Source organism: uncultured Anaerotruncus sp., assembly GCF_902490045.1.
Lineage (GTDB): Bacteria > Bacillota > Clostridia > Oscillospirales > Ruminococcaceae > Anaerotruncus.
This window is the reverse complement of the sequence record NZ_CABUCJ010000128.1, coordinates 1-6441: the sequence shown is the minus strand read 5'-3', so window position 1 is coordinate 6441 and position 6441 is coordinate 1. Positions and strand designations below refer to the sequence as shown.

The following is a 6441-nucleotide window of genomic DNA, read 5'->3' as shown; positions in this document are numbered from 1 at the left end:
CGCCGCTCGATGAGCGGCAAATCTAAAACCGCCGCCCGGCGGATGACAAACAAATAGCGGCCGCCCGGATTGGGCGGCCGCTTTGAGCGTGCGGTTGCTGGACAGGGGCGGGTTTTTATTCCGCCGCCCACTTTTCGATCTGCTTGACGAAGTGGCTGTCCTCGGTGACGACCTTGACGGGCTTGGTGTAGTCGAGCGCCATCAGGCCGAGGATCGATTTTGCGTCCGCGATTTTGCCGTCGGTGGTGTGCACGCCGATGTCCTCGGACGACTGCATGGCGAGATACATGAACTGGCGGAGGTCCTCCGCGGAGTGAAGCATAACGTCTTTGATGATCATGATAAAACCTCCTTAAACTGTCGGTTATGAAATGGTTGATTCTCTCTCTGTCCTTATTAAACTACAAAAAAAAGGAAATGTCAATATGTACAATGAATTTTTTGAAGTTTGTACATATTTTACTATGTTAGCAATCTATTAAATAGAGTGCCAAAAATTCTGTAAACATTTCGTGAATTCCCTTGACTTTGCAGAAAAGTGTGGTACATTATAGTTGTTGGCACTCGGAAATAATGAGTGCTAAAGAGCCCTTCGCCGGGAACGGAATGTGAGGTGGGAACGGTGAAGCTCGACATCAGAAAACTGAAGGTCCTGACAGCCGTCGTCGAAACCTATATCGAGACGGGGGAACCCGTCGGTTCCAAGACGGTCGCGCAGAAGCTTGACTTCCAGGTTTCCTCCGCCACCATCCGCAACGACATGGCGGCGCTCTTCGACATGGGGCTGCTCGAACAGCCCCACACCTCGGCGGGGCGGGTTCCTTCCCATCTGGGCTACCGCATCTACGTCGACCAGCTCATGCACTGCCAGCCCCTCTCCGAAGAGGAGCAGCGCGAGATCGACGCGCTCTTCAACGTGCGCGACCCCGATCCCGACAGGCTCCTGGAGGACGCGGCCGAGGCCCTCGCCGACTATACCAAGTGCGCGACCGTCTCGACCACCATCACCCCCAGGACGGTGCAGGTCAAACGGGTCGAAATCGTCCCGGCGGGCGCGCGGACCGTCGTCGTGCTGGTCATCGCGACCAACGGCGTCATCAAGAACAAGGTCTGCCGCGTCGACTTCGGGCTGACCACCGAGATCGTTGAGTTCCTCAACCAGTTCTGCAACGGCCGCCTGGTCGGCAAATCGGTGTCGGACATCTCCCAGTGGTACATCAACTCGATCGCCGTGACCCTCGGCGACTATTCCACCCTTTTCGTCCCGGTGCTCGCCACCGTGTACGAACTCTGCCGCGAGATCAACGAGGGACAGTTCTACACCTCCGGCAGCGCCAACCTGCTGGGCTACAAGGAGTTCTCCGACATCGCCCGCGACCTGCTGCTTACGATGAACAACCGTGAACAGCTCCTCGGAGTGCTCGCCTCCAAAAGCGACGCGGTCTTTATCACGATCGGCAAGGAGAACCCCCAGAGCGAGCTGGCGGACACCTCGGTGGTCGTCACGCGCTACAAGATCGGCGAGCAGAATTCGGGCGCGATCGGCGTGATCGGCCCGGTGCGCATGGATTACGCGAAGATCATCCCGCACATCGAGTATTTTTCCCAGACGCTGGGAAAGCTCCTGTCGGAGACGTTTGAACAGGAATAACAATAACAGAGATAGGTTGTGAGCAGATTTGGCAGAAGAGACGAAGGACACGGCCCCGCAGGCGGAGCCGCAGGAGCAGGAGGCGGCCCCCGCGCAGGAGGCGGAACAGCCCGCGCCCGAAAAAAGCGAGGCCGAGCTCCTCAGGGAGCAGGTCGATTCCCTGAACGACAAGCTGCTGCGCACGATGGCGGAGTACGACAACTTCCGCAAGCGGAGCGTCCGGGAGAAGGAAGCGATCTATCCGCAGGCCACCGCTTCCGCGGTCGCGCAGTTTTTGCCGGTCGTGGACACGATTGAGCGGGCGCTCGCGGCGCCCTGCGCCGACGCCGAATTCAAAAAGGGCGTCGAGATGATTCTACAGAATTTCAAGGACGTTTTCGCCAAGCTGGGCGTCGAGGAGTTCGGCGCGGCGGGCGACGTCTTCAGCCCCGACTTCCACAACGCGGTCATGCACGTGGAGGATGAAAACGCCGAGGCGGGCGTCATCGTCGAGGTGTTCCAGAAGGGCTATAAGCTCGGGGACCGGATCATCCGGCACGCGATGGTCAAGGTCGCCAACTGACGGCGCAAATCAGGTTCAGGCGATTCCGCGGCGAAGGCCGCGAAACGATATTCCTTTCGTAAAAATTTAGTTCAATAGATCTGGAGGGCTTTTATCATGGGAAAAATCATTGGTATCGACTTAGGTACGACAAATAGCTGCGTGGCGGTCATGGAGGGCGGCGAGCCCGTCGTCATCGCCAACGCGGAAGGCGCGCGCACGACCCCGTCGGTCGTCGCGTTCTCCAAGACGGGCGAGCGCATGGTGGGCCAGGTGGCCAAGCGCCAGGCGATCACCAACCCCGACCGCACGATCTCCTCGATCAAGCGGCACATGGGTTCCAGCTACAAGGTCACGATTGACAGCAAGAACTACACCCCGCAGGAGATCTCCGCGATGGTCCTGCAGAAGCTGCGCGACGACGCGGAGGCCTATCTCGGCGAAAAGGTCACCGAGGCGGTCATAACCGTGCCTGCCTACTTCTCCGACGCGCAGCGCCAGGCCACCAAGGACGCCGGCCGCATCGCCGGCCTCGACGTCAAGCGGATCATCAACGAGCCGACGGCGGCCGCGCTGGCCTACGGCATCGACAAGGAGCAGGACCAGAAGGTCATGGTCTACGACCTCGGCGGCGGCACCTTCGACGTGTCGATCATCGAGATGGGCGACGGCGTCCAGGAGGTCCTCGCCACCAACGGCAACACCCGCCTGGGCGGCGACGACTTCGACGAGCGGATCATCAACTACCTGGCGGACGAGTTCAAGAAGGACTCCGGCATCGACCTGCGCGGCGACAAGATGGCCATGCAGCGCCTCAAAGAGGCGGCTGAAAAGGCGAAGATCGAGCTTTCCGGCGTGACGCAGGCGAACATCAACCTGCCCTTCATCACCGCGGACGCGACCGGGCCGAAGCACCTCGACGTCACGCTGACCCGCGCGAAATTCAACGAGATGACCGCCGACCTCGTCGAAAAGACGATGGAACCGGTGCGCAAGGCGATGGCCGACTCGGGCCTCAAGGTCTCCGACCTCGATAAGGTGCTGCTCGTCGGCGGTTCCACCCGTATCCCCGCCGTGCAGGACGCGGTCAAGGCGTTCTGCGGCAAGGAGCCCTTCAAGGGCATCAACCCGGACGAGTGCGTCGCGGTCGGCGCTGCCATCCAGGGCGGCGTGCTCGGCGGCGACGTGAAGGGGCTCCTGCTCCTCGACGTCACCCCGCTCTCCCTCGGCATCGAGACGCTCGGCGGCGTCTGCACCAAGATCATCGAGCGCAACACCACCATCCCGACCAAGAAGAGCCAGATCTTCTCCACCGCGGCCGACGGCCAGACCTCGGTTGAGGTCCACGTGCTCCAGGGCGAGCGCGAGATGGCCCGCGACAACAAGACGCTGGGCATGTTCCGTCTCGACGGCATCCCGGCCGCGCCGCGCGGCGTGCCGCAGATCGAGGTCACCTTCGACATCGACGCCAACGGCATCGTCCATGTGACCGCGAAGGATCTCGGCACCGGCAAGGAGCAGAATGTCACGATCACCGCGTCGACCAACATGTCCAAGGACGACATCGACAAGGCGGTCAAGGAGGCGGAGCAGTTCGCCGAGGAGGACAAGAAGCGCCGCGAGGAGATCGACGTGCGCAATGCCGCCGACCAGATGGTCTACCAGTCCGAAAAGGCGCTGACCGACCTGGGCGACAAGGTGTCCGCCGACGAGAAGAGCCGCGTCCAGCAGAAGATCGACGCCCTCAAAGAGGCGCTCAAGGGCACCGACGTCGACGACATCAAGCAGAAGCAGGAGGACCTGCAGAAGGACTTCTACGAGATGTCCTCCAAGATGTACCAGCAGGCGCAGCAGGGCGCCGGCCCCGAGGCGGGCGCGCAGCAGGACGACGGCGCCTCCGCCGGCGGCGGGGACTATGTCGACGCCGACTACCGCGAGGTTGACGAGGACGACAAAAAATAATACAATGGAAAAAGTCTGCGGCAAGGCGGGGGGCGGGGCCTCTCGCCTTGCCGCGTGAAACAGCCGTTCCGGTGACAGGGGAGCGGAGAGCAGAGGTGAGGGCAATTGGCTGATAAACGGGATTATTACGACGTGCTGGGCGTCTCGAAGGATGCCTCCGCGGACGACCTCAAAAAGGCGTACCGCAAGCTCGCCAAGCAGTACCATCCCGATATGAACCCGGGGGACAAGACCGCCGAGGCCAAATTCAAGGAGGTCAACGAGGCCTACGAGGTGCTCAGCGACTCCACCAAGCGCCAGCGGTACGACCAGTTCGGCCACGCGGGCGTCGACCCGAGCTACGGCGCGGGCGCCGGGGCGGGCGGCTTTGGAGGGGGCTTCGGCGGCTTCGACGTCGGGGACATCTTCGAGAGCTTCTTCGGCGGCGGGTTCGGCGGGTTCGGCGGCGGCTCCTCCCGGCCGCGCAACCCCAACGCCCCGATCCGCGGCAACGACATCAACGTGACGGTCGGCCTCTCCTTCATGGAGGCGGCCAAGGGCTGCAAGCAGCAGATCACGGTCCAGCGGCTTGAAAAATGCGAGACCTGCGGCGGCTCTGGCGCCAAAAAGGGCACCTCCCCCGAGACCTGCCCCGAGTGCGGCGGCACCGGCCAGGTGAAGGTCCAGCAGCGCACCCCCATCGGCGTCATCCAGACCACCCGCACCTGCACCAAGTGCTCGGGCAAGGGAAAGATCGTCAAGGAGCCGTGCGGCGACTGCCGCGGCATGGGCCGCGTGCGCCACACCCGCACGCTGGAGGTTTCCGTCCCCGCCGGCATCGACGACGGGCAGACCTTCGTGCTGCGCGGGCAGGGCGACGAGGGACTCAACGGCGGGCCGTCGGGCGACGTGAACATCATGGTCACGCTGCGTCCGGACACCCTCTTCGAGCGCGACGGCTTCGACGTGTGGTGCGACATCCCGATCACCTTCACCCAAGCGGTGCTCGGGGACGAGATCGTCGTGCCCACCATCGACGGGAAGGTCAAGTACAGCGTCCCCGAGGGCACCCAGTCGGGCACCGTCTTCCGCCTGCGCAACAAGGGCATCCCCTATGTGAACGGGCGCGGGCGCGGCGACCAGTACGTCAAGGTCAACATCGAGGTCCCGCGCAACCTGAGCGCCAAGCAGAAGGACGCGCTCAAAAAGTTCGAGGACCTGTCGAGCGACCGCAACTATGAAAAGCGCAAGAGCTTTTTCGACAAGCTCAAGGACGCGATGAAATAAGAATTGTTTACAAAACCGCCCTTTCCATGGGGGCGGTTTTGCTGTATAATAAAACATCAGCGTACAAGGACAAGGAGGAGCGGCATGCAGTACAGCGAAGTGAAACTGAAGGTGCCCGTCGAGCGCGTCGAAACCGCCGAGGCGGTCGCCAACATGGTGGTGCCCTACGGCATCTATATTGAGGATTACAGCGACATCGAGGAGCTCGCCCCGCAGATCGCACACGTCGACCTGATCGAGCAGGAGCTTCTGGAGCGCGACCGCACCCACGCGGTCATCCACCTCTACATCTCCCCCGGCGAGAGCCCGCTCGAGGCGGTCTCCTACCTGCGGGAGCGGCTGGAGACGGAGGGGGTGCCCTTCACGGTCGAGACGGACAAGGTCGACGAGGAGGACTGGGCCACCGCCTGGAAGAAATTCTATTTCCCCACAAAGGTGGGGGAGCGGCTGGTCGTCTGCCCCTCGTGGGAGGACTATACGCCGGGGGCCGGCGAGGTCGTGCTCACGATGGACCCCGGCATGGCGTTCGGCACGGGCACCCACGACACGACGCGGCTGTGCATGCAGCTGCTGGAAAAATACGCGGCGCCCGGCGTGAAGCTGCTCGACGTGGGCACCGGCAGCGGCATCCTCGCCGTGGCGGCGCTGCTGCTCGGCGCGGATTCGGCCGTCGGCGTGGACATCGACGAGGTGGCCGTGCGGGTCGCGAAGGAGAACGCGGCCGCCAACGGCGTCGGCGGCCGCGCGGCCTTTTTGGCGGGTGACCTCGCGGACAGGGTGGACGGACGGTTCGGGGTCGTGACCGCGAACATCGTCGCGGACATCATCCTGCGGCTCATTCCCGACCTCGGGCGCTTCCTCGAGCCGGGCGGCGTGTTCATCGCGTCGGGCATCATCGACACGCGGGAGGCGGACGTCGCGGCCGCCCTCGAGGGGGCGGGCTACCGCCTCGCCGACCGGCGCGAGTCGGGCGGCTGGGTCGCGCTGGCCGCCGAGAGGGGGTAGCGGGATGCCGCGGTTT

Annotated in this window: 6 protein-coding genes; 5 read left to right on the top strand and 1 reads right to left on the bottom strand. The window is 63.1% G+C overall.

Annotated elements, in window-relative coordinates; translation table 11 throughout:
- Positions 1-115: 115 nt before the first annotated feature.
- Positions 116-340, bottom strand: coding sequence for an HPr family phosphocarrier protein (locus RDM88_RS11045; RefSeq protein WP_308754893.1), 225 nt, complete (start codon positions 338-340; stop codon positions 116-118).
- Positions 341-622: 282 nt separating this feature from the next.
- Between RDM88_RS11045 and hrcA the strand changes: the two genes are divergently transcribed.
- The 5 genes from hrcA (at position 623) to prmA (ending at position 6425) form a co-directional block, all read left to right on the top strand.
- A complete protein-coding gene (gene hrcA, locus RDM88_RS11040) occupies positions 623-1651 on the top strand; it encodes a heat-inducible transcriptional repressor HrcA (protein ID WP_308754892.1) in 1029 nt (342 codons plus the stop codon).
- Between the two features lie 28 nt (positions 1652-1679).
- On the top strand, positions 1680-2213 hold the full coding sequence (gene grpE / locus RDM88_RS11035) for a nucleotide exchange factor GrpE (protein ID WP_308754891.1): 534 nt from the start codon (positions 1680-1682) through the stop codon (positions 2211-2213).
- Between the two features lie 96 nt (positions 2214-2309).
- Positions 2310-4154: a molecular chaperone DnaK gene (dnaK, locus tag RDM88_RS11030; protein ID WP_308754890.1), complete on the top strand. Its 1845-nt coding sequence runs from the start codon at positions 2310-2312 to the stop codon at positions 4152-4154.
- A gap of 105 nt (positions 4155-4259) precedes the next feature.
- Positions 4260-5420: a molecular chaperone DnaJ gene (dnaJ, locus tag RDM88_RS11025; RefSeq protein WP_308754889.1), complete on the top strand. Its 1161-nt coding sequence runs from the start codon at positions 4260-4262 to the stop codon at positions 5418-5420.
- An 84-nt stretch (positions 5421-5504) separates the two neighbouring features.
- A complete protein-coding gene (gene prmA, locus RDM88_RS11020; protein ID WP_308754888.1) occupies positions 5505-6425 on the top strand; it encodes a 50S ribosomal protein L11 methyltransferase in 921 nt (306 codons plus the stop codon).
- Positions 6426-6441: the final 16 nt, after the last annotated feature.